We start from the raw sequence: 22,433 nt of genomic DNA on the forward strand, positions 1-22,433 counted from the left end.
TTGATCGTATCTGCCGGCTGGGCGTCTTGCTGATTTCGTCCGCCGTTGAGTCTATTAACGACGGCTGCCGCGGAAACTTTAGAAAAAAATTCCTAATCTGGCAGATGTGCGGTCAACCACTGATCCAGATGGTTTTCCAGGATGAACTGTTGCATCACCCAGGCCTTCATGGCGGCACCTTCCCGCTCTCTCGCCTCGGCATCATGGATGCGTTCGCGCAGCGCTTCGATCCAGCGCGCGGTATCGTTGGGCAAGATACAGGCCGGTGAGTTGCGGTAGGGGTCGATGTCGGTCGCCACAACGGGAATGCCGAGCACGCCATATTCGAGCAGGCGAAGATTGCTCTTGCCCTGATTGAATCGGTTGATTTCTAGCGGCGCAATGGCGATGTCCAGATCCAGTGCGGCCAGCTTTGCCGGGTATTCGGAAAAAGCTACGCCAGGGTGGAATTCGGTGAGCAGGGGACGAATCTCGTCGGTGTGCATGCCCATGAAAACCCAGTCGGCCTCATCGCGGGTCGCTTCGATGACCGGTTTGATCAGTTCCAGGTCGCCGCGGTGGGCCGTGCCGCCAGCCCAGCCAATTCGGGGCTTCCGGCCGCGGCGCTTGGCGCTTTGCAGGTTGAGCCACAGGTCGCTTTCAAGGCGGTTGGGAACCACCCGGATATCGGCGATCAGGTGGCGATAGCTCTCGGCCAGGAATTCTGTGCTGACCACCAGCCGGTCGCAATATTGCAGGGCGTGCTTGAAGCGGCTGCGGGCATTGGCCGGAACGCCGGAGCGCAGCGAACTCTTGAGCGGCATTTCTGTAAACAGGTCGTCCAGGGCGTAGACGATGAACGTGTCGAGCCCGCTTTCCCGCCAGGCTTGAAGACCGGCCAGGCGTGGATCGAGCAGATAGTTCTGGGCGATCAAGACATCGGGGGCCAGCCGGGCCAGTTCGTAAGGGGTGAATTCCCGCTCGTCGTCCTGCTGCCAGATGCAGTCCAGGGCCAGGCCGGCCCGCCTGAGGGCCTTGAGCGGTCCGCTCACCCGATAGTCGCCCTGCGCGTTGCCGACCGGACGTGCCGCGATACGTGGCAGGCCGGTCGGCAGGTACTGCCAGGCTGCGTGAAATGCGGTTTCCGCTTGCGGCGACTTTTGCGCCAGGCTCAGGTTGGGGTTCCAGAAAGGATCGGCGACCCCGTTGGCGAGCCAGCGCTGCGCCAGTTTCCGGTCGGATTCGATGCGCGTCTCCGGTTGGCGGATGTTGGCGATATCGAAATGCTTGCGCAGGCTTTCGCCGTAATGGACCAGCGTGCTTTGCGGTTGATAGATCAGTCGCTTGCCCGCCGCCAGCAGTTTCAATGAAAAATCGCGATGCGCCGAGTCCTGCGGGAAAATTTCGTTTTCCATGCCGTTGACCGCAATGTAGTCGCTGCGTCTGAGCAGCATGCATCCTTCGGCAAGCAGGGTGACGTCGCGGCTGACCTGAAGACAATCGAGGTAACCGCTTTCGGCGAAGTGGGCATCGTCACGGTGGGGTGACGCATGTTCTCCGGCCAGTCCGAGAATATCGCCCGAATAGGCGATCTGGCCGTTACCCGGACGAACGAGGCGTGGCGACACACCGGCGACTTCCGGTTGGACGAGCGTGCCGACCAGGCTTTCAAGCCAGTTCGGATCGAGTATTACCGTGTCTTCCTGCAGCAGGACGACATGCTCGTGGCTGGCCGATATGATCGCTGCGTTGCAGGCTTCGGCCCAGTTCGCGTCATTGTTCAGGAAAACCTGACGGACTGCGGTCGACCGGAAGCGATAGGCCGAAACCCATTCCTCCAGATCGGGATCGGTGCTTTCCGCCCTGACCAGCAATAACTCGATGTCGTCCCATGCGGTCTTGTCCGCCAGGCTTTCCAGGCATTGCTGCAGGAATTCGAGCTGTCCGCCGGAGATGATCGCGATGCTGACCGGCGGGTATTCGTCGAGCTGGCGACGGATCCGCCAGCTGTCCTGGCTGACCGGGATGATTTCACTGCCGGCTGTTGCTGCCTGAGGGTTCAGCAGGGCATGCATGCAGGCCTCGGCTGAGCTCGGGAAGGCCTCCGGATAGCTGATCAGGACGTCTGGAATATGGCTCAGGCAATGCCAGCCGGCGGCAGCTGAAATGCGCAGCAATTGGGCGAACCAGGCGCTCCGCCGGTCGGCTGCCGCGCTACCGCTGATCCGCCAGATGTCCCGGCGAACAAACAAAGGACCGGCCAGGTCGGCCGATTGCAGCCAGGTCGGGTTGACGCCGGGTTTGAAACGCGGTGCATTGCGGATGCCGTGCGCGTCGTAAATGTCGTCATCCGTGAAGATCGCTCCGATTGCCGTGCCGCCACTGTTGGCGTGCTCGGCGACCCGCCACAGGCAGAGCGGATCGAGAATCGCGCCGGCGGGCAATTCGACGATCCAGTCGCGTTGCCCCGCGGCGACCAGGAAATCGATGGTCGGCTTCTCGGTATCGCTTTCGGTTTGCTGCCACCCGACGCTGGGCAGGGCATCGAGGCCGTCGGGGCAAGGCAGGTTGGTGATGATGTCGATATGCCAGCGGTTGTAGAGCTGGTAATTGAGGCTGTCGAGGGTTTCGGCGAGCGCCGCCCGGTCGTTTTCACCTGCCCGTACGACGATGTGGAATTCCGGGGGATTGCGCCAGGCAGCAATGGCATCGGCCAGGATGTTTCCGTCGGATGCTTCGATACGACGCGAAGCCAGCCAGCGCTGGTAGATGCGGGAGGTTTCGATTGCCGCCGGGGTTCCCGTTGGCAAGCTTAAGGCGCGGGATGCGCTTTGCTTTGCATTTTGCCTGGCGGCCTTTTGTGTAATACGGATGAAGTCGGAAAGCCCTTTCCTGGCTTCGCGGAGACGCTGTTCGGCCCCGAGGTTGTAGATCGTGGAAACCCGATAGTGCGGTATCGGCGTATCCGGTAACCGATTTTCGGCAACCATCATCGTCCGTTCGAGCGCCGTCCACTGGAATTGCTCCAGGTAGGGGGTCGCTACGTAAAGTACTGGGCAACCGCAGGCTCGGGCTTCGAGCACAATCGCTGAGGGTTCGTAGCAATAGAGTACGGTGCTGCGTCTAAGGATATCTGCCAGGTCTTCGGGGGAGCGCGGGATATCGTGACAGAGGCTGGTTCCATTCTGATCGAGCCAAGGATCGATCTTGCCTCCAAACCCTAGATACTTGTGCGCGTAAAAGCAAAAACCGCTTCGTTTGAGATCTTGCGGGTTGTCGTGATTATGGAAGATGCGTTCGTCGATCACCGGGAGGTGAAGGCGACGGGAGTCGACGATATCGGGTGTCAGAACCCATGCATCCCAATGAAAGACGATGTCGGTCGATGCCGGTTTTTCTTCTCCGCCCAAGTGGCCGGGCTTGTTGAGGAGCCAGCGGACGACGACTTCCTGGCCGAGCGGATTGCCGCTGACAACCTCAGGGTACACTGCAATGCCAGGGCGGTTCGCTTGCCGATGGCGTTCTCGAACCATGTCATCGAGCACGGGGGTGCGTAGGAATGGACTGGTTTTTGCGGCAGTGACATAAGCTTCGTAGCCCAGTTCATTCAGGATGTGGCAAAGGTAATGTGTTGCTCTAACACCGGCCGAGGTCTGGCGATAATCGGGGGCGACGATGTAGTAAGGGTAGTCTCGGCTGAGAAAAAAACTCGGATACTTTTTTGGCATGATCGATTGAGGTCCCGGAACGTAGGACTGTTTTATCCCATTGGGTCGTTGGCTCAGGTCCGGTACGCTTCGCTTGGGGAAGCGTCGAAATCTTCAAACGCGAGTTCTTTCCATGAGCGTATCTGCACTGTCTTGTTTAACCCGTGTATGAATTCCCGCAGATAGGCGTCTTGATCACGTTCCGAACTCAAAATCACGTAGTCGATAGGCTTGTCTTCCGTGGCAATCCATTCCGGGCAGCGAATGAGGGTGCCGAGCATCGTCTGGTTCTGGCGGGTTACATTGGAGTCGATGCAGCACAGAAGATTTAATCCTCGTTCTCTGGCTTCATTGATGAGCAGGGCCGAGATGAGGGCGCTGCCCAAAATCACCGCATTGGCTTTGGGGGGGATGGAGGAGAAGAGATTGCCGCCGGACTGGCGCAATTTGGCCCAATGGAATAATGCATGTGTCGCAGTTGGGTTTTCAGGTGCTGGTTCTGTAAGCCCCTGGAAAAAATCCCCCCTGTTTGCCAAGGTTTGCGAGAGGAAAATTCGCAGCGGTAGCAATGGAGGTGCAGCTTCCATATTGTGGGAGAGATCGCTGCAAGCCTTGTCGAACAGCCGCTTCAGTTGGGCTCGTACTTTGGTATCGGGTTGCGGGGTAACGGTGTGTATGATTTCGTGTTGAGCGGTGAAGCGCGCGATATGGCTGTCCAGCAATGGCACTATCCGTTCTCTATCCGCTAACTTTCCAGCCAGACGACGCAATATCTTGTAGGTATTTACGATCCCCCGGGATAGATGGGTGCGATTCGAGTCTTGGGCGCCATGCTTGCGGTACTTGAGCAAGGGGGCATTCAGGAAGGCCACACTCCCGAATGTATTCATCAGGGCTGGGATGAGCACGTCATCGCCGCCATGGTTTTTAGGCAGGCGTTTTCCAAGCTCCTGATCGTAATATATCGGGTCGATATAACGTCGGGAATATCGTGCTCGCTCAAACATCATGCAACTCGGCAGCGGCCAAAGGTTTTCGGACGGAAAGCGGGCAATGAATTCTCCCTTTCCGTATATTCGATCGTTTCCTGGCGGCGTGAAATATTCCTGAATGGTGTTGCCATCCTGGTCGATGGTGCTGGTGTTGGTCCATACCGCGGTCATGTCAGGGTTGGCGTCCATTATGGCCATCTGCTTTTCGAGCATTTGCGGCTGCATTATGTCATCGTCGTGCGTGATGATGAGGCGTCTGCCGCGAGCAATCTTGAATGCCGAGACACCATTGAACATGATTTCGAGGCCTGGTGGATTTCGCACGTAACGGATGCGTTCATCCTGGATGCCGAGCACGACGGAAGGGGTGTCATCGGTGCTGCCATTGTCCAGAATGAGGAATTCGAAGGCGCGGTATGTCTGGGCGCGGATGCCTTCGATGGCTTCCCGCAGATAGTGCGAGCGGTTGTAGGTCAGTAGCGCGACGGTTAGTGGAATGTGCACATCGTGCCTTTCGAGTCATGTTCAACATCCCGTGCTATTTCTGTCGGCATCAGAGTGTCCAGAAGGCAGAGGGCGATTTTTATGCCAAAGGAGATTTTCGGGCGTCTGGTCTTGTTGGAAAAGCTATACGCCCCGGTCTTCGATGAGTTTGCGCAGATTCGGATTTTCAGCGTAGGGACCGTCAATGTGGTGAATGGTCAGCGCCTGATCGGGCCCGAGATTGCTTGTCAGGCATTCGCCATTCATGACTTCACGGCAGGAAAGCTGTCCTTTTTGCAAGGGGATGGCGAGATAGAAGTCGTGCTCGAATGTCTCACTGGAGAGAATGTAACCGGCAGGTAACTCTCGTCTTGCATAGACGCCGCGGACAAGGGCGTCCAGATAGGTGATTTCCTTTGCCGAGCAGATGCGGCGTCCGGATTCGCTGCCGCCGCACATCTCTCGCGCCTTGCGATTGGCTTTGAACCAGGCATCGACCTGCTCTGGCAAGGAACAATAGGGCGATACTGGAACGCCTTGGTAGTCGATGTCGATATGTCTTTCCCACGTCCGTGCGCCCTTGGCGTAGCTGAGATACATCGAGGCGTCCCAGGAGTGATACTCGTGGGTGGAGAAGCCGATTACGTGATCAGCGTAGCGCTGACGGAGGTAGTCGATCTGGTTCAGCTCCAGATCGTCGTCCTCCGACGGATAGAGCGACACGCAGTGATTGAGGGCCAACGGGATGTCTCGCCGCTCGAAGAAAGCCACGATGTCGTCCAGGTTTTTCTCCGAGGCGCCACCAGATGAAACAATGACCGGAAGCTTCTTCGAAGCAATTTTCTCGATCAATGGCCAATCCGCGATGTCGGAACTGGCGATTTTGATGATTGGCATGCCGAATTCGACACACAGATCGACCGAGTGTTCGTCGAAGGGGGTAGCCATCGGGATGATCGACAGCCGCCGGATTTCCTCGACCATGCGGGCAAAATCTGTCTTGGAGAGCTTTGTCTCCTCGGTTTTCTTGATGTATCGGATGTCTTGATTGCCCTTGAAGTCCCGATGCACGAATTCATTGACGTCGCGGAACTGGAGTTTGATCGCCGCTTTGACGTTGTTGTAGCGGATGACCGTGCCGTGATCGTGGATGATTTTCAAGCCGCGTTCGAGACTACCCCAATGGTTGTTGGCCAGTTCGAGCACGAACAGGTTTTCAAATATCTCGTTGCGGTTTTTCAGTGAAGAAATCATAAAAGAATGTTCAAGCAAGCCTAGCGGGGCGGTGAAGTTAACGTTCTGGACAGGCTGGATGGTACACCGGGAGAAAATTATCTCGGCGCAGCTCTGACTTGGGCGGCCTCATGGCGTAGTGATTCAAGTTCGGTTTGCGGGAGAAAAGGATACATGTCGTCAAGTTCCGGGGTGGCGAACCTGCCATCCGGGAGTACCCGTGATTTGATGCGTGGCTCGAAACCAATCCCGGGTTCGACGCGGACAGCGATCAGGGCTGGGCCGTCTTTGGCAAGCGTCTCGTCGAGGATGGGCAGATCGGCGTGGGTGGCGATCGTGACCGCAGGAATTCCATAAGCGGTGGCGATCTTGGCAAAATCCGGGAATTCAATGCCTGAAGCAGGTGTGGCACCGATGACGCGGTCGAAAAAATTCTCGTGCGTCTGGCGGATGGAGAGGTATCCCTCGTTGTTTATCAGCACGATGACCAGATTGAGTCCCAGCGTCTTGAGGGTCTGCAATTCCTGAATGTTCATTTGCAGACTGCCGTCACCAGCGAAGCACACTACCCGGCGGCTACCGGCAGCCAGTGCGGCACCAATGGATGCCGGCAGATCGTGGCCCATCGAGGCTGATCCTGAATTGCTGAACATGCGTTGCCGCGGACGCAGCTTGCCGATTTGGAAGGGCAGGATGCAGGCCGACGCGTTCCCGCAGACGATCAGATCGTCGTCGCGCAGTTGCTCGAAAACGCGATCGACCAAAGCATAGGGATGAATTCTTTCGGTCGGAAGAGGGGCAGAAAAGGCTGGATAGCGTGCACGTATGGAGCGACACCAGTCGGCCCAGGCCGTGTAGTCGGGTAGAGGATTGTTGATGCAATTCTCGTTCAGTGTGCTGAGGAAATCCGCGACATCGGCTGTAATGCGCAATTCTGCCCGGACCAAGGGTTTGGACAGTTCGGCGGGGTCGATATCGACCTGAACGATCTTGGCATTTCTGGCGAAACTGCCCCAGTTGTAACTTACTTGCCGGATATTGAGGCGTGAGCCAAGTACCAATACCAAGTCGGCATTCTGGATGCAGAAATTGCCGGCGCGAGTGCCGATGGTGCCGGGGCGGCCAGCGAAGAGCGGATGGTCACTGGCGATCAGATCGTGGGTCCATGCCGTCGCCAGCGGAATGCCGTGTCGTTCGACGAAATCGAGCAGCGCGCCTTCCGCTCCGGCCAGTCGTACGCCCGTGCCGGCAAGGATGAGGGGGCGGTGGGATTGGTTGAGCAGATTCCACAGTTGTTCGCAATCAGCCGGTAGCGTCGACGTTACCGGCGGTCGGCAGGCAGGCTGTGTCGCTGGCGGGAGCGGCGGACATTCCGCTGCCTGGATGTCGATGGGAATATCCAGCCATACAGGGCCGGGACGTCCGCAGGTGGCTTGAAGCAGGGCTTCCGGAAGCAGTTGGGCCAGCGCTGCGGGGCTGCCTACGCTGGCTGCGAACTTGGTAATCGGCTTGGCCATCGCGATGATCGGGCCTTCCTGGTCTCCCAGTTGGCGCAGGCCGGGTACGGGCGTGTAGTCCAGGCAGGTTTCGCGCTTTACTTGGCCACTGATGACGAGCATCGGAATAGAGTCAGTGAAGGCGCCGAATACGCCATTCAGGGCGTTGATGCCGCCAGGTCCTGTGGTGACCATGACGACAGCCGGTTTGCCGGTGATGCGGGCGTAACCTTCTGCCGCCATGGCGCAGGCCTGCTCATGGTGCATGAAGGTGCAGCGCAGTCCGGGATGGCTGCCCAGTGCCTGGTTCAGATACATGGCACCGCCGCCGGTAACGGCGAAGACTTGTTCAATGCCATGTTCGGCTAACCAGTCGGCGATGCGTTCGGAAAGTTTCATGTGCTTATCGGGTTCTTGTCTGTGGATTGTGGGCTTTATTGGTTTTCGGCTGAAAACCGCGCAGGTTTAGTCGTTGACCGCAGATTCCGTTGACTGACTTGGTTTCCTGCCAGTGCTACTTCAGTCGTGCGGCTCAATGGCGTCGCGCGAGGAATCCCATGATTTCTTTGGCGCCAAGGCTCAACACGTGATGATCAACGCAATTCAGTCCGGCACGTTGCAGCAGGCAGCGCAGGGCGTCCGGGCTGAAAAAATTGATGTGTTCGTGCCAGTGGCGTTTACTCGTTGCGAGTTCTCGGCTGTCCGGCGATTTCCTTACCAGGGATTCGTAAGGGACTTCTATATACAGCAGGGTTTCGGTGTCCAGCGCTGGCAGCATGCTCTGGAGGAAGTCGAAAGGATAGGGCACATGTTCGAGCACCTGGCAGCAGGTCACCAGATCGTAATGCTGCTTTCCAAAAGTCTCGGGGTCAGCGGGGACGGCTCCGGCAACGCAAGGAACGGCGGAAATGTCGTGTATGTGGACCGTGGGACTCGTTCCAAGAAACGGGGTATTGATCCCGCTGCCGCCACCCCAGTCGAGCACGGCAGGGTGTTGCGGCAGATGGGGGGATAGCCAGCGTTCGATGTCGGCGATGTAGGGGGCCCGATGTTCAAAGTCTCGGGCTGTCGTCGCAGCATAGCCCGGTTCGAAGCGATCCCGTTCCCGGGTGTAGCGCTCATCCCGGTAACCACTGTACAGCGAGGCCATCTGTGCATCGGTGAATCGATAGTCGAGAAACAGTACGCCACATTCCCGGCATTGCAACGAATTGCACAGGGTGTAGGCCATCCCCGGACGAAGATCCCTGAACCCCCACTCCGGCAAGATATCGAGCGGCTCGTGGCCGAATGCCCGGTAGGCCACGAAGGGCATGAGCACCGCTGGGGATCTGGCCAGATTCTGGCTATTGCAGCAGATGCAGCGGCGGGCGATGGGGTCACGAGATTCTGGTGTGGCGGTCATGGCGAGTTCCGGCGGATAAATTCCCTGCATGCGAGGCGTTCAGGTTCTCGACAATAGCGGAACGTTCTGTAGAACATGCTCGAACAGTTTCTCAAGGCTCTGGGAGACGGAGTCCCGGCTGGTGTCTAGGATCAGCTCACAAGTTTCCGGTGGTTCGTAAGGGGCGGAAAGTCCCGTCATGTTATCGAGTGCCCCTGCGTTTGCCTTCCGATATAGCCCCTTGGGGTCGCGGGCGGCGCAGGTGGCCAAGTCTGCATTCACGTATACCTCATGAAATGCATGCCGACAGGCCTGCCTGGCCTTCTTGCGATCGGCCCGGTAAGGGGAGATGAAGGCGCAGATGCAGAGCAGCCCTGCATCGGCGAACAGCGCAGCGACTTCGCCGATTCTCCGGATGTTTTCGCTGCGCTCCTCGGGCGAAAAACCCAGGTCCGAGTTCAATCCATGTCGGACATTGTCTCCGTCAAGCACATAACAGGAATAGCCTCGTTCGCTGAGCTTTTGCTCCAATGCCATGGCAAGGGTGGACTTGCCGGCTGCCGAGAGTCCGGTCAGCCAGACGACCGCGCCTTCATGGCCGTAGTGGCGTTGCCGATCAGCCCGGTTCAATCGATGGGAAACAGCGTGAATCAGCGGTTTCATGAGTCTTGTCGTTGCGCGCCAGGTTGGCCGTCATGGGGTGCGCTGTTGCCGGCAGCGGGCGCAAAATACCTGTCGAGCTTCTCTTCGCTCACATACTTCAGGGAAACGCCTGCGCTCTGGGCGATGGATCGGAAATCGCTCAGGTCGCGCTTGAAATAATCCCGCAGGGTATCCCAGTCGCTGCTGTGGAAGTCGGGTTTCGTCTGGTGAGCGGCTAACTCCGTTGTAGCGTTCAGGCTGGGGAGTGGCGGCAAGTTGCTGCCCCGGTCTTTTGTGCCCAGCAGATCCCTGACAAATTCGTTGCGAACGTCTTCCGTAGAGAGTCGATCCAGCGTGAGCAAATAGACGTCGCTGGCCTTGAACTTGTTCAAGAGATTTCTCAGTGGGTAGGCAAAGAACCCACTACCAAGAATGCTGAAGAAGGGAAACGAGCGACGGCTGAGGAAAAATCCCGTTTCGTAGTCGATTCGCTCGCGAAAGCTCTGGACGGAAATGTTCTCGGCCTGTTCCATGAAGTATCGACGCAGGACCCCCTCGGATTTTGCAGGGTAGTGCAGCTTATAAATCTGGAAGAGAATCTCGAAAAGCTGTTCCGGGTCGCCTTCCCCGTGCTCGTTGAAATCGGTCGGTGTGGTTTTCAGTAGAGCCACCGATGTACCGTCGCGTCGAGCAATCGTTTGATAGAAACTGTAGGCACTGAAACAGCGATCGAAATGATTTCTCAGACACAGGATCACTTTCGTGTTGTGTTCCGGCAGATGTCCGATGGCTTTCGGGTTGAAGGAATAGCCAACGGAGGCATCAAGCAGTACGCCGGGTGGGGTCAGGCCGCGGTTTGCTGAAACCTCGCCGACAGCGTAGGAATAAGGTTCCTTGATACCGGGAACCCGGTATTCGGCGAGGCCGTTACTGACCAGCCAATTGGCCAGCGAAGTGGTGCCACATTTTTCAATGCCGGCGATGAACAGGTTTAATCCGAACATGGTTCATTCCTTCGGTGACAACGAGGAAGCTGATTCGTCATCCGGTGTTGATGATCGCCCGTCGGGCGGTGCGGTCAGTGTTGAGGTGGCAATCATTCAGGGATGGCGTAAAGAATCGTATCGAATGAGTTTTTTGCGTGACAGCGAAGATGGAAGCGGTACGCCAGGGACATGGCTTGGATCTGCTCGTATATCTCCCACAGGTGCCCGGGGGCGTGGTAAACGCTGATGGCCAGATTGGGGCGGTAGTTGTCGATGAGGGTTCGGGCCCCGCACAGCGCGGAAGGTTCCTCTCCTTCAATGTCCATCTTGATCAGATTCGGTGCGAAGCCAGGTAGCGCATCGTCCAGCCGAAGACAAACCACCGGTTCTCCTCCTGCGTCAAGCAGATGTCCGCCGGCCCCCAGGCTAGTGTCGAAGCCTGCCAGACGGTTTGTATCGGAAACACCGCAGGGAAAATGCGTGGCGCCGGCGATGTGTTTGAGGTTGCCGGTCAGTGTCGCGTACTGGCTGAGGTTGGGTTCGAAGGTGGCCAAGGCTTCGAAGTGATAGCCGGCATCTTGCAGCGCCTGCACGGTATCTCCCGTATAGCCACCGCAGTCGATAAAGCGCAGCCGGTCAGGCCATCTCGGTAGGTCATCCGGGAAATACTGTTTGGCAGAGGGCGGGGGGAGCTGACTGGCGTCACCATGTGTCCGAAATTCGACGATGCGGTCGAGCAGTGCTTTGCTCTGGTCGTCGGCCAGTCCAGCGCGCATGGCGGCGATCCGGTCGGCATGGCGCGGGTAGAAGCGAGGGTCCGTCAGCCAATAGTGGAAGGTTTCGCCGGTCAAATAGTCGCGCATCAACTCGACCATGTTGATGATCCTACGGTAACCCTGCATTCGCAGTTGGCTGATCACCTCTGTCGTGTCGGCATGGGGATTGAACAAGCCAACGATCACGCTGGCACTGCTTGCGTCATTGTTTCGAGCCCATTCCTCAGCACGCGTTACCGGGATGCCATCTCTTTCGGATAGTGAGACGTCGCGGTCGAGGAAACCGGTGACCGAATATTGCCGAGCGGCGAGGGCCCGGTGTATGCGTTGTCCGGCGAGTCCAGCGCCATAGATCAACAGGGGGTTAGATTGCGGCGCGTTCATCGCTGTCTTTCAACTTGATCAGGATGGCGTGCCCATTCAGATTGTGTACGAACCGGAAGTCGCTGTTATGGGCGATAAACTCGTTGACCAGGCGGGTCACGCCTTCGCAACCGAAGAAGCCGTAATCGTCAAAGACAACGACGCCACCGCGTTGCAGGCGATGCAATGTCCAATTCAGCACGTCTTTGGCCGATTCGTATGCGTCAACATCGATGTGGACCAGCGCCAGTTTTCTCCGCTCGATCTTTTCGGCATTTGTCTCGGGGAAAATACCTTTCAGTATCTCGGCATGATCCTGTACGTCGCAGCGCTTCATGAGGTCGTGAACGACATCTTCTCCGGTATCGGCATGCTCTCCGCCCACATACGAGGTATCGCGCGCCCCGGTCTTGACTACGCCGGAAAATGTGTCGGCCAGGAATGTTCGCCGGTTTTGCGTTTTTCCGATCAAGGCCAGCAGGCATCCTGAGCCTCCCCGCCAGACGCCAACTTCAAGAAAATCGCCCCTAACGTCTTCAAGTTGCCGGGCGAGTGTCCAGAGCTCATACAAACGAAAAGCATCGACCAGAGTATGTGTTTTCACCTGTTCGTAAGCTGCCTGAAACGCCGGATCGTTGCTCCATGGTGAGTAGCTGGCGTAGGGCAGAACATGGGTATGGACGATCTCGGGGGCTTGCCGGTGATGCCAAGGGGCTTGTGACCGCAGAAAGTCATAGCTGAATTTGGTCAGGCGTTTTTTGAGCCATTTATTCATGATGTAGATGAACTGCTTTTCCCCTGGAGATGCCAGTCAAGGGTACGTTGAATGGCGTTGCCCAGTGGAATACGGACGGCAAGTCCGAGTTCTTGTCTGGCACGTGAAATGTCCGGTACGTAACGTATCGGCCGTTTATCCGGTTCCGGCGTGCGGGCAATGCAAATGTGCGGCTTCCTGCCTGGCAGCGTGTCGGAGACCACATGCGCCAGTTCCGCAATACTCAGCGCCTGATCCGAGCCGACATTGTAGGGGCGCAGCGCTTCGCCGCGGAGCAGGATGGTCAGCAGCCAGATCATCAGATCGGCGGCGTGCAGGTAGGAGCGCAGCGGGGTGCCGTCGCCCTGGATGGCGATGTCGCGGCCATGCAGTGCGTCGGCGATGAAGTTGCCGACGGCGAAATGCTTGTCCAGCGCCAGGTACGGGCCGACGAAGGCGAAGCAGCGGGCGATCTTGACTGGCAGGCCGTGCTGCTCGTGGTAAAGCGCAGCCAGCAGTTCGGCGGTGCGCTTAGCTTCACCGTACAGTGCAGCGCTGCTGGTGCAGTCAGGGGCGCCACGATGGTCTTCGGGAACGTGGTCGAGCGTTGTCGGTTGCGGGCCGTAAATGGCGCCGGAACTGGTCAGTAGAACTTCGCTGGCGCCGCAGCGCAGTGCAAAGTCGAAAACCCTGCGGGTGCCTTCGACAATGCTGTCGAAGCCCGCCAGTGGCGGCGTGGGCGGGGTTCGGGCATAGGTTTCGGTTGCGGCGTGAATGACACAGTCGAAGTGCCCGGCGGGAAAGGCAAAGTGCCGCACGTCGCCGGACAGCCATTGGATCGCAGGTTCTGCCCCGAATTCAGGGAAGCGTTGCAGAAAGCTTTCCGGCGAACGGGAGAGGACGGTCGCCTGCAGATCGATGCCCAGTGAGCGGCGGGCGTGGCGCAGCGATTCCAGCAGCCAGATGCCGAAAAAACCGGTGCCGCCGGTGATGAACAGGCGTTTTCCGTCCAGGGCCGACCAGAGGTCGGCGGTATGCGCCAGAATGTGATCGAGATCGGCGGCCGGCAGGCGAGAGGCGGTCATTGCTGCGGTCAACCACTCAAAATGCAAAAAAAGCTTCGAGTTTGCCGGCGACGAATTCCAGGGCTTCCCGGCTCAGGGCTGGCTGAACGCCGATGCAGAAGGTGTCGCGCATGATCTTGTCGGTGTTCGGCAACTCACCGATGCAACGGAACTGGCGACCCTTCATGTAGGGCTGCCGGGTGATGTTGCCGGCAAACAGCAGTCGGGTGCCGATCTTGTACTGATCGAGATAGCGCAGTAGGTCGACGCGGTTGACGTTGGCCTCGTCGCGCAAGGTCAGCGGAAATCCGAACCAGGCCGGCACGCTGTTTGCGGTTGCTTCCGGCAGCATCAGGAATTCGGCGGTGCTGGCCAGACGTTCCTTGAGAAAGGCGAAATTGGCTTTGCGCTGTTCGACGAAGTGCGGCAGCTTGGCCAACTGGGCGAGACCGCAGGCGGCCTGCATGTCGGTGATCTTCAGGTTGTAGCCGAGGTGGCTGTAGATGTACTTGTGATCGTAGCCATAGGGCAGGTCGCCCAACTGCTGGCAAAAGCGCTTGCCGCAGGTGTTGTCCCGTCCCGGCTGGCAAAAGCAGTCGCGTCCCCAGTCGCGGAAGCTTTCGGCGATCAGTTTGAGTTCGGGGTTGTTGGTGAACAGTGCGCCGCCTTCGCCCATCGTGATGTGATGGGCCGGGTAGAACGAAATGCTCGCCAGATCGCCGAAAGTGCCAACCGAGCGGCCGGCGTAGGTCGAACCGAGCGCGTCGCAGCAATCTTCGATCAGCCACAGCCCATGCTTTTTGCAAAGCCGGGAGATGGCTTCCAGATCGAAGGGGTTGCCCAGCGTATGGGCGAGCATGACCGCCTTGGTTTTGCTGCTGATCGCGGCTTCGATCTGTGCCGGATCGATGTTGTAGGTCTGCGGATCGACATCGACGAAGACCGGTACGGCACCGAATTGCAGGATCGGATTGACGGTCGTCGGGAAAGCCGCCGCCACGCCGATGACTTCGTCGCCCGGCCTGATCGCACGTTCGCCCAGGCGCGGCGAGGTCAGCGTCATGAAGGCGAGGAGATTGGCAGACGAGCCGGAATTGACGGTGAGAACGTGGTTGACCCCAAGAAAGCTGGCCAGACGGCGTTCGAATTCGGCATTGAAGCGACCGGTCGTCAGCCAGCCGTCCAGGGCTGCGTCCACCATGTGGGTGATTTCGGCGGCGTCGATCAGCTTGCCGGTGGCCGGTGCCGGCGTCTCGCCGGGGATGAAGGCCGTCGGGGCAAACTTGTGGCCGGCGTAGTCGGCGACCGCGGCGCGAATGCAGGCGCGGGCGATTTCATCGCAGGCCGCCGGGGTCAGCCGGGCGACGCGTTGTCCGATAGCCGCGCCGGGCAGGCGGCAGGCGCTGTCCGGCAGGACGCAGGCGCCGGCCTCGATGGCCCCGTCGAGCAGTTGGTCGGGGCTCAGCGGCAATCCGCCGTCTTCTGCACCAGCGGCGGGGGCGATGAAGACGAAGCGGCCGCTGCCGCCGGTCCGGGTGTCGGTCAGTGCGACGGCGAGCGCGTGTATTGCCAGCGGGCCTTGTACGACATGGATGCCGCCGATTTCAACGGGAAGTTGCATGCGATTGATGTCCGGAAAACTGAGTGAATCTACGGCCGCTGTGCGGAACTCTTGAGCCTGTCAGGTCGACCCGACGGTCAGATAGCGTGCCAGCGCAAAGTCCCCGGGCCTGAGCAAACGCCGGGGATCGGCGATCACCAGGCCGCTCCGGTCGCAGTCAGCGAGCGATCGGTAGGTTTCCCAGCGTGTAGCGACGATGACGGCATCTGCTGCGGCAACCGCGCAACGCCAGTCTTCGGGATAGCTCAGCCGTTCGGCCAGATCGGGATTGGCCCGGGTGAATTGGGGCGCGGCGACCGGATCGTGTGCGGAGACGCGGGCGCCGGCGGCCAGCAAGACGCGGATCATTTTCTCGGAAGCCGATTCCCGCACATCGTCGGTGTCCGGTTTGAAGGCCAGGCCGAGGACGACGACGTGCCGTCCGTCGAGCGTGCCGAGCGCATCCTGCAGTAAGCGGACGATTTCTGCCGGTTGCTGTTCGTTGACCGCAAGCACGGCTTCCAGGACATGCATCGGCAATCCTTGACTGCGGCCTTGCGAACGCAAGGCCTGAACGTCCTTGGGGAAGCATGAGCCGCCGAAGCCGCAACCGGGCACGAGATAGTCCAGAATGCCCGGATGCACGCGCCCGCCGGGCGTCAGCGGACTCCAGCGCTTGTCCAGCGCAACGCCCTGGACGACTTCCGAAAAATCGATGCCGCCCAGCCGTGAGGCAAGGTTGGCGATTTCATTGATCAGCGAGATCTGGGTTGCCAGGATGGCGTTGTTTGCGTACTTGATCAGTTCCGCCGTGCGGGTGTTGGTTTCGATCCGCGGAATGTCCGCCCAGGGGGCGTACAGGGCGCGCAAACGTTGCCGCGTGGCCTCGTCTTCCGCGCCGAGGACGATGCGGTCCGGCTGGTTGAAATCGTCGATCGCTTCGCCTTCCCGGAGAAACTCGGGGTTCATGCCGAGGCCCCATTGCCCGGGCGGCTTGCCGGCCGCGGTTTCGACTGCCTGACGCACGAGCTCACCGGTCGTCCCGGGAATGACAGTGCTCTTGACGACAATCGATAGTGAGTGATCGCTATCTGCCAGGAACTTGCCGATGGCGGTGGCGGCAGCAAGGACCTGGGATGGGTCGATGATGCCGTCGACCGACGGTGTGCCGACGGCGATCATTGCAATGTCGCTGTCGCCGAGATGGGCATGGAGATCGGTTGCGGCGCTGAAACTGCCGTCCTGTCGTACTTTTTTCAGCAGCGCATCGAGACCGCGTTCGAAAATCGTCGGCTGACCTGCATTGAGGGCGTCGACAATCGCCTGCTTGAGGTCGATGCAGACCACCTGATGGCCACGACTGGCAAGACAGACGCCGGAGACCAGCCCGACGTAGCCCGAGCCGACGATGGTGATTTTCATGCGCGAGCCTCGGCCGCCAGAAAGCGCAGGTAGCGGGAGATGCCTTCGGCGACCTCCACCGCCGGCGCGTAGCCGAGTAGCCGGCGAGCTTTCGCGATGTCCGGGCAGCGCCGGTTCGGATTGTCGGTCAGGTAGGCCGGGTCGTCGCTGGTCCGGAACTCGATTTTTCCGCGGTAGCCGAACAGTTGCCGGGCCGCGTCGACATAAAGCTCGGCGACGCGGCGTACGCTGACTTCAGGACGGTCCATGCCGATGTTGAAGTAGTCGTAACGGCCGTGCAGCAGGCAGCGCAGGTAGCCGGCAATGGCGTCGGTGATGTAGCAGAAGGTCCGGGTCGGCGAACCGTCCGAGAGCAGCACGATATCCTCGCCGGCCAGCACGCAGCGGGCCAGGTCGGCCGGCAGGCGGCGGTCGTCGGTACGCATGCCCGGGCCGTAGTTGTTGAACGGCCGGGCAACGGTGATCGGCATGCCGAACTGGGTGCCGTAAATCCAGCACAGCGTTTCGCCGAAACGTTTGGATTCGTCGTAACAGGCACGTGGACCGTGGCAGGAGACGTTGCCGCGGTATTCCTCGGGCGTTGGAATCGCGGCAGGGTCAGGGTCGCCGTAAATCTCGCTGGAGGAAAAGAAAAGCAGTCCCTTGAGCGCCGGGTTGTCGCGGTAATGGTCGAGAATGCGCCGCAGGCCCCAGATGTTGCCGTCAACCGTTTCCAGCGGATACTTCCGGTAGAACACCGGGGAGGCGATCGACGCCGCGTGGATCACGTAATTGACCGTTTCCGCCGTCGCCAGTTGTCCGAGGTCGTCGCGCGAAATATCGAAGGTGCGGACCTCGAGGCGATCGCCATGCGTTTGCGCCAGTGCGGTCAACCAGTCCGGGCTGCCGACAATGAATGTGTCCAGGGCAATGACGCGGCGGATGCCCAGGGTTTCGGCGTAGCGCGTCAGGTAGTTGACGAAGTAATAGCCGAGAAATCCCCCGGCGCCGGTAATCAGTACCGTCTGGTCAGCGAGTTTCTGGCGGACATCGGTGAGGGTTTCGTGGATGCGGCCGAGATCTTCATGCAAAACCGGGTTTTCCATCGTCTTATTCCCAAACCTTCCACGGGGCTTTTCCCGATTGCCAGAGTTCTTCGAGGTGGTTCTTGTCGCGCAGCGTATCCATCGGGTGCCAGAAACCGGTATGGCGCCAGGCGGCCAGTTGTCCGCTGCGGGCCAGCGTTTCCAGCGGACCTTTTTCCCAGACCGTGTGGTCATTGTCGATGAGGTCGATGACGCTCGGCGACAGGACGAAGAAGCCGCCGTTGATCATGCCGCCGTCGCCGTCGGGCTTTTCCTCGAAAGCGTCGACCTGATCGCCGGTCAGGCGCAGGGCGCCGAAACGACCGGGTGGGGTGACGGCCGCGATGGTGGCGGCGACGTTGCGCGAGCGATGAAATGCGATCGTGGCGCCGATGTCGATGTCGGTGACGCCGTCTCCATAAGTGAAGCAGAAGGGTTCGCCATCATCGATGAAATGCCGTACGCGGCGCAGGCGTCCGCCGGTCTGGGTCCGTTCGCCGGTATCCACCAGTGTCACCCGCCAGGGTTCCGCATGACGCTCGTGAACTTCCATGCGGTTGTTCCGCATGTCGAAGGTCACGTCCGAGTTGTGCAGGAAGTAGTTGGCGAAGTATTCCTTGATGACGTAGCCCTTGTAACCCAGGCAGATCACGAAATCGCTGATGCCGTGGGCTGCGTAGATTTTCATGATGTGCCAGATGATCGGCTTGCCGCCAACCTCGATCATGGGTTTGGGCTTGAGATGCGATTCCTCGCTGATCCTGGTGCCCAGGCCACCGGCCAGAATGACTGCCTTCATCGACTGATTACCCGGTTCTTGCCGGTTTGTTTTGCTTCGTACATGGCTTCGTCAGCGCGTTTGACCACGCTGCCCTGATCGTCCCCATCCGCCATCTGAGTGACGCCGGCACTGAAGGTTATCAGCACTTTCTCGTTCCCGTGAAGGAAAAAACGCTTGGTCAATTCCCGCTGCAGCCGGGTCAGGACGTGCGCCGCATCGTCGAGCAGGGTTTCCGGGAGCAGAATGATGAACTCCTCGCCGCCGTAACGCGCCACGGTGTCCTGCGGGCGCAGTGTGTCGCGGCAGACCTTGGCGAGATGGATCAGCGCCTGATCGCCGGCATCATGTCCCATCGAATCGTTCAGTTTCTTGAAGTTGTCGATGTCGAGCAGGGCAATGCACAGCGCAGTGTCGTGGCGCGTGGCGCGGGCGACTTCCTTGTTGAACATGTCTTCCAGGCCACGGCGGTTCAGCACGCCGGTCAACTGGTCGTGGCGGACGAGGTCGCTGGTTTCTTCCAGTTCCTTTTCCAGTTCGCGGATGCGCGCTTCGGCTTTTTGCGCCTTTTCCTGGGTCGACCGCAACTCGTCGTGGGAGCGCTGGGCGTTGAATTGGATATTGCGGGTTTCGCGCATGACCTCGGCGAGCACTTCTTCCAGTTCACCGATGTCGTTGGCCGCGCTGACCTTGACCGCGCAGGCATCGATCTTGTCGTGGTATTCCGATGTCGCATCGGCGAAATCGGCCAACTGGTCGACGAAGCCGGCGAGCATTTGCTTGATGGCGTTACGCGCCTCGAACAAGCTGGTCTTGAGCTGGCTCTGCTTGAACAGGACTTCCTTGAGATGCCTTTCGGCGTCGTCAAGGCTGCGTTGTGACAGCGGTTTGTCGATGATGTCGCGGACAATCTCGATCTGGCCGTGTAGCCAGCGATCGTCCACCACCAGTTCGTGGATGTTGGAAACCAGCAGTTGCAGCAGGCCGAGCAGGCTGTGGCGCAATTCGGCCTGATCTTCGGCGAGCAGTTCCAGTTTGAAGGCAAAGCGCTTCAAATGGTTGTGGAATTCCCGGAGGTCGCTTTCGGTCGTCACGCGCCGGATATCGCTGGCCAGGTGCTGTGCATCGCTGGCCAGTGGCGGGTGTTCGGCCAGTTGCGATGCGATGGCGGTGTCGAGTGTGAAAGCCAGTAGTTCGCGAAGCTGCGCTTGCTGGCCTGCTGCGGTCGACGGCGTGTCCGACTGGATTTCCGTCTGCAAGGTTTCCGTACGATCCTGTCCCTGGCCTTGCCCCCAGGATTTCAACAAATTCTGCAGTCGACCGTAGAGCAGCTCGGGATTGGCACTGCTGCCGGCAAGCACATGTTCCAGCGCCTCCCGCTTGCGGGCTGCCGTCAGGCCGGGGTGCTTGGCTTCCCACTGGCGAAGGAGGTCGGTGATGAGATCGGCCCAACCCAGCTTCTGTTGTTCGATCAGCGTGCCGATGAACTCGGCGAGGTGCTTGCGATAGTCTTCCCAGTTTGACTGCTTGATCGCATCGTCCAGTTGGCGAGCCAGGCGCAGTTGGTCCGGGCTGTTGCGCGGCAATGCGGCGGCAAGGGAGCGCAGGTGGCGCTCGGGGAAGTCCGCGTCAGCGGGTTTGGTGCCGGCAATTTCATGATAGAGCGTCTGATAGTTGTCGGGCGTCGGTGCAATACGCCGCGCCGCCAGCTGCTTTAGCGTATCGCGGGCAATCTCGAACGGATTGGCTGTGGCGTTCATGGAGAAGGCTTTTGTTTCGGATATACTTCGGGCCCTAATCCGGCCCCCGTAGCATGAAGGTCGTGCAGTTGATTTGTAATCATCAGGACTTGGTTCGATTCCGAGCGGGGGCACCAGCGGAATCCCCGGCTGGCAAATGGCCCAGTCGGCGGGACAATGAATCAGCTGCCGTGCGCATTGCGTTTGCGACCGGCCCATCCCAGTCGGCATTGAATTCCCCGGTTGCGCCCAGCGAAGTGATGGCCGCGACCATCTGACCGGTGCTATCGAATACCGGCGCGGAAAAACCATTGATGCCGGGGGTCAGACTGCCCGTTGCCCTGGCGATCCCTCGATTTCGTATTTCCTCAAGCGTGTTCTCAAGCTGTCGCCGTTGCGTTGTGATGCCGGCTTTCCCCTGGGCAAGTTCCTTCAATTCCTCATCAAGTTTTTGCTTCAGGAAGGGCGATCGATAGAAAGCCGAGAAGGCCCGTCCGGTTGCCGAGCGTGCCAGCGACAGGACGGTGCCGGGGCGTAGGGTGATCGTGATCGGGCCGCCTGCGTCGACAATGCGGACGATGGTCGCTCCATGCGTACCCCAGACGGCCAGCGCCACGGTCTCGTGGATTTCTTCGCACAGATTGTCCAGTATCTGGCCTGCCAGTCGAACGGGGTCGAGTCGGCCAAGTCCGGCCAGACCGAGTTCCAGTGCGTAGGCACCCAGATCGTAACGGCCTGTGGCTGGGTCCTGCTCGACGATGCCGATGCGCATGAAACTCACCATGTAGCGGTGGGCTTTCGCCGAGGCCATGCCTGCACCGGCTGCAATATCGCGCAGCATCATTGGCCGATTGTGGGCGGCCAGAATGCGCAACAGCCGAAAGCCGATCTCGACTGACTGAATGCCCTGGCGGTCGCTGGAAACCTTGGTGATCATATTTTTCCGGGTGCGATGCAAACGACTATTTTATGCATCTATCAGCCGATTGCGGGGGCGAATATAATTTCCCGATCACAAAGGAGGAAAACACATGCGGTCCGTACTGGTGGCAAACCCCAAGGGTGGGGCGGGAAAAACGACGCTGGCGACCAACCTGTCCGGTTATTTCGCCAATCAGGGTCTGAAGACCACGCTGTGTGATCTGGATCGGCAGCAATCGGCTCTGCGCTGGATGGCTTTTCGCGATGCATCGCTGGCGCCGGTGACCGGATATTTTGCCGGGAACCAGATCGGACTGAATTTCCCGAAGGAAGCGGACTGGGTTGTTGTCGATGCGCCAGCAGGGCTGCAGGGCTACAAACTGAGCGACTCCATGCGCTCGGTTGATAAAATCATCGTGCCACTGGTGCCGTCTGTGTTCGATATGGCGGCAACCGAAGATTTCCTTAATGTAATACGCAGCGAGATTCGCGGGGCCAAGGCCAAGGTCGGTATCGTTGCGATGCGGGTTGATCCCCGGACTCGTGCGGCGGGTATGCTTGAGGAGTTCCTCACGCATTTCGATTTGCCGATCGTGGCTTATCTCCGCAACACGCAGAACTATGTAAATGTTGCCGCAGCCGGCGCAACGATCTTTGATCCCCCGAAGGCTCGGCACAAGAAAGATCTGGAACAATGGGCTTCTCTGGTGGCCTGGGTGGAAAAGAAGTAAGAATTTTCGAGTAGGGGGTTGACGAGTTGCTGGTGTCTCTGCATAATTCGGCCTCTCTGACGGACGCGGGGTGGAGCAGTCTGGCAGCTCGTCGGGCTCATAACCCGAAGGTCGCAGGTTCAAATCCTGCCCCCGCAACCAGCAAGTGCGCAAAACTGTTTTAAGGTGCATCTGGTACGTAAGAAAAAGTTCTGAAGCAAATTTTGCTGAGGTGCTTGACGAAGTTGAGGTTGTGTTTCATAATCTCGCTTCTCTGCTGCTGACGGAGTGAAAGCGACGGCGCGGTGGAATTGATCTTTAAAAGTTAGGACAACCGATA

Annotated in this window: 19 protein-coding genes and 2 tRNA genes; 4 read left to right on the forward strand and 17 right to left on the reverse strand. The window is 59.1% G+C overall.

The genetic code is table 11. From position 1 onward, the window contains the following. Nucleotides 1-92: 92 nt before the first annotated feature. Nucleotides 93-2,789: a glycosyltransferase gene (locus L0962_RS04955; RefSeq protein ID WP_234084888.1), complete on the reverse strand. Its 2,697-nt coding sequence runs from the start codon at nt 2,787-2,789 to the stop codon at nt 93-95. Between the two features lie 474 nt (nt 2,790-3,263). Between L0962_RS04955 and L0962_RS04960 the strand changes: the two genes are divergently transcribed. Then, entirely contained in the window at nt 3,264-3,536 is a 273-nt protein-coding gene (locus L0962_RS04960; protein WP_234084891.1) for a hypothetical protein, read from the forward strand. A 224-nt stretch (nt 3,537-3,760) separates the two neighbouring features. Here the strand turns inward: L0962_RS04960 and L0962_RS04965 are convergent, their stop codons facing one another. From L0962_RS04965 to L0962_RS05030, 14 genes are all read right to left on the reverse strand, one after another. After that, nucleotides 3,761-5,182, reverse strand: coding sequence for a glycosyltransferase (locus tag L0962_RS04965; RefSeq protein WP_234084893.1), 1,422 nt, complete (start codon nt 5,180-5,182; stop codon nt 3,761-3,763). Between the two features lie 123 nt (nt 5,183-5,305). Then, nucleotides 5,306-6,415, reverse strand: a complete 1,110-nt coding sequence (locus tag L0962_RS04970) for an N-acetylneuraminate synthase family protein (RefSeq protein ID WP_234084902.1) — start codon at nt 6,413-6,415, stop codon at nt 5,306-5,308. 77 nt (nt 6,416-6,492) lie between these two features. Then, nucleotides 6,493-8,289, reverse strand: coding sequence for a thiamine pyrophosphate-binding protein (locus L0962_RS04975; protein WP_234084904.1), 1,797 nt, complete (start codon nt 8,287-8,289; stop codon nt 6,493-6,495). Nucleotides 8,290-8,422: 133 nt separating this feature from the next. After that, nucleotides 8,423-9,295 (reverse strand): class I SAM-dependent methyltransferase, encoded by an 873-nt coding sequence (locus L0962_RS04980; RefSeq protein WP_234084906.1) that lies wholly within the window; start codon nt 9,293-9,295, stop codon nt 8,423-8,425. A 39-nt stretch (nt 9,296-9,334) separates the two neighbouring features. Beyond that, a complete protein-coding gene (cysC, locus tag L0962_RS04985) occupies nt 9,335-9,937 on the reverse strand; it encodes an adenylyl-sulfate kinase (protein ID WP_234084908.1) in 603 nt (200 codons plus the stop codon). After that, a complete protein-coding gene (locus L0962_RS04990; RefSeq protein WP_234084910.1) occupies nt 9,934-10,920 on the reverse strand; it encodes a hypothetical protein in 987 nt (328 codons plus the stop codon). Before L0962_RS04990 ends, cysC begins: the two co-directional genes overlap by 4 nt. A gap of 92 nt (nt 10,921-11,012) precedes the next feature. After that, on the reverse strand, nt 11,013-12,062 hold the full coding sequence (locus L0962_RS04995) for an FkbM family methyltransferase (protein ID WP_234084912.1): 1,050 nt from the start codon (nt 12,060-12,062) through the stop codon (nt 11,013-11,015). Further along, nucleotides 12,043-12,816 carry a TylF/MycF/NovP-related O-methyltransferase gene (locus L0962_RS05000; RefSeq protein WP_234084921.1) on the reverse strand — a complete coding sequence of 258 codons (774 nt, stop codon included), beginning with the start codon at nt 12,814-12,816 and terminating at the stop codon, nt 12,043-12,045. The genes L0962_RS04995 and L0962_RS05000 overlap by 20 nt, the downstream gene beginning before the upstream one ends. Beyond that, nucleotides 12,813-13,880 carry an NAD(P)-dependent oxidoreductase gene (locus L0962_RS05005; RefSeq protein WP_234084927.1) on the reverse strand — a complete coding sequence of 356 codons (1,068 nt, stop codon included), beginning with the start codon at nt 13,878-13,880 and terminating at the stop codon, nt 12,813-12,815. The genes L0962_RS05000 and L0962_RS05005 overlap by 4 nt, the downstream gene beginning before the upstream one ends. Before the next feature lie 16 nt (nt 13,881-13,896). Next, nucleotides 13,897-15,480 (reverse strand): lipopolysaccharide biosynthesis protein RfbH, encoded by a 1,584-nt coding sequence (rfbH, locus tag L0962_RS05010; protein WP_234084929.1) that lies wholly within the window; start codon nt 15,478-15,480, stop codon nt 13,897-13,899. Between the two features lie 60 nt (nt 15,481-15,540). Continuing rightward, the gene (locus L0962_RS05015) at nt 15,541-16,881 is read right to left on the reverse strand and encodes a UDP-glucose/GDP-mannose dehydrogenase family protein (RefSeq protein ID WP_234084931.1); all 1,341 of its coding nucleotides are present in this window, start codon (nt 16,879-16,881) and stop codon (nt 15,541-15,543) included. Beyond that, entirely contained in the window at nt 16,878-17,966 is a 1,089-nt protein-coding gene (locus L0962_RS05020; RefSeq protein ID WP_234084940.1) for an NAD-dependent epimerase/dehydratase family protein, read from the reverse strand. Before L0962_RS05020 ends, L0962_RS05015 begins: the two co-directional genes overlap by 4 nt. Nucleotides 17,967-17,970: 4 nt before the next feature. Beyond that, a complete protein-coding gene (rfbF, locus tag L0962_RS05025; protein ID WP_234084950.1) occupies nt 17,971-18,744 on the reverse strand; it encodes a glucose-1-phosphate cytidylyltransferase in 774 nt (257 codons plus the stop codon). Beyond that, nucleotides 18,741-20,483, reverse strand: a complete 1,743-nt coding sequence (locus tag L0962_RS05030; protein ID WP_234084962.1) for a diguanylate cyclase — start codon at nt 20,481-20,483, stop codon at nt 18,741-18,743. The genes rfbF and L0962_RS05030 overlap by 4 nt, the downstream gene beginning before the upstream one ends. 42 nt (nt 20,484-20,525) lie before the next feature. On the opposite strand from L0962_RS05030, the gene L0962_RS05035 reads away from it, so the two are divergent. Beyond that, nucleotides 20,526-20,599: transfer RNA gene (locus L0962_RS05035), tRNA-Thr, on the forward strand. Here L0962_RS05035 and L0962_RS05040 read toward each other — a convergent pair. Beyond that, nucleotides 20,566-21,399, reverse strand: coding sequence for an IclR family transcriptional regulator (locus L0962_RS05040; protein ID WP_234084965.1), 834 nt, complete (start codon nt 21,397-21,399; stop codon nt 20,566-20,568). The genes L0962_RS05035 and L0962_RS05040 overlap by 34 nt on opposite strands. 94 nt (nt 21,400-21,493) lie before the next feature. Between L0962_RS05040 and L0962_RS05045 the strand changes: the two genes are divergently transcribed. Both L0962_RS05045 and L0962_RS05050 read left to right on the forward strand, forming a co-directional pair. After that, a complete protein-coding gene (locus L0962_RS05045; RefSeq protein WP_234084967.1) occupies nt 21,494-22,114 on the forward strand; it encodes a ParA family protein in 621 nt (206 codons plus the stop codon). 64 nt (nt 22,115-22,178) lie between these two features. Beyond that, nucleotides 22,179-22,255, forward strand: a tRNA-Met gene (locus tag L0962_RS05050). On the opposite strand, the gene L0962_RS05055 is transcribed toward L0962_RS05050, so the two are convergent. Further along, the coding region (locus tag L0962_RS05055; protein WP_234084969.1) for a hypothetical protein at nt 22,234-22,433 on the reverse strand (200 nt) is incomplete at its 5' end. The genes L0962_RS05050 and L0962_RS05055 overlap by 22 nt on opposite strands.

The organism is Azonexus sp. R2A61 (genome assembly GCF_021401135.1).
Classification (GTDB): Bacteria; Pseudomonadota; Gammaproteobacteria; order Burkholderiales; family Rhodocyclaceae; genus Azonexus.

Coding starts and splice junctions, on each gene's coding strand:
- L0962_RS04960 (WP_234084891.1), top strand. CDS start 3,264: ATGGAAGATGCGTTCGTCGATCACCGGGAGGTGAAGGCGACGGGAGTC.
- L0962_RS04970 (WP_234084902.1), bottom strand. CDS start 6,415: ATGATTTCTTCACTGAAAAACCGCAACGAGATATTTGAAAACCTGTTC.
- L0962_RS04975 (WP_234084904.1), bottom strand. CDS start 8,289: ATGAAACTTTCCGAACGCATCGCCGACTGGTTAGCCGAACATGGCATT.
- L0962_RS04980 (WP_234084906.1), bottom strand. CDS start 9,295: ATGACCGCCACACCAGAATCTCGTGACCCCATCGCCCGCCGCTGCATC.
- cysC (WP_234084908.1), bottom strand. CDS start 9,937: ATGAAACCGCTGATTCACGCTGTTTCCCATCGATTGAACCGGGCTGAT.
- L0962_RS04990 (WP_234084910.1), bottom strand. CDS start 10,920: ATGTTCGGATTAAACCTGTTCATCGCCGGCATTGAAAAATGTGGCACC.
- L0962_RS04995 (WP_234084912.1), bottom strand. CDS start 12,062: ATGAACGCGCCGCAATCTAACCCCCTGTTGATCTATGGCGCTGGACTC.
- L0962_RS05000 (WP_234084921.1), bottom strand. CDS start 12,816: ATGAATAAATGGCTCAAAAAACGCCTGACCAAATTCAGCTATGACTTT.
- L0962_RS05005 (WP_234084927.1), bottom strand. CDS start 13,880: ATGACCGCCTCTCGCCTGCCGGCCGCCGATCTCGATCACATTCTGGCG.
- rfbH (WP_234084929.1), bottom strand. CDS start 15,480: ATGCAACTTCCCGTTGAAATCGGCGGCATCCATGTCGTACAAGGCCCG.
- L0962_RS05015 (WP_234084931.1), bottom strand. CDS start 16,881: ATGAAAATCACCATCGTCGGCTCGGGCTACGTCGGGCTGGTCTCCGGC.
- L0962_RS05020 (WP_234084940.1), bottom strand. CDS start 17,966: ATGGAAAACCCGGTTTTGCATGAAGATCTCGGCCGCATCCACGAAACC.
- rfbF (WP_234084950.1), bottom strand. CDS start 18,744: ATGAAGGCAGTCATTCTGGCCGGTGGCCTGGGCACCAGGATCAGCGAG.
- L0962_RS05030 (WP_234084962.1), bottom strand. CDS start 20,483: ATGAACGCCACAGCCAATCCGTTCGAGATTGCCCGCGATACGCTAAAG.
- L0962_RS05040 (WP_234084965.1), bottom strand. CDS start 21,399: ATGATCACCAAGGTTTCCAGCGACCGCCAGGGCATTCAGTCAGTCGAG.
- L0962_RS05045 (WP_234084967.1), top strand. CDS start 21,494: ATGCGGTCCGTACTGGTGGCAAACCCCAAGGGTGGGGCGGGAAAAACG.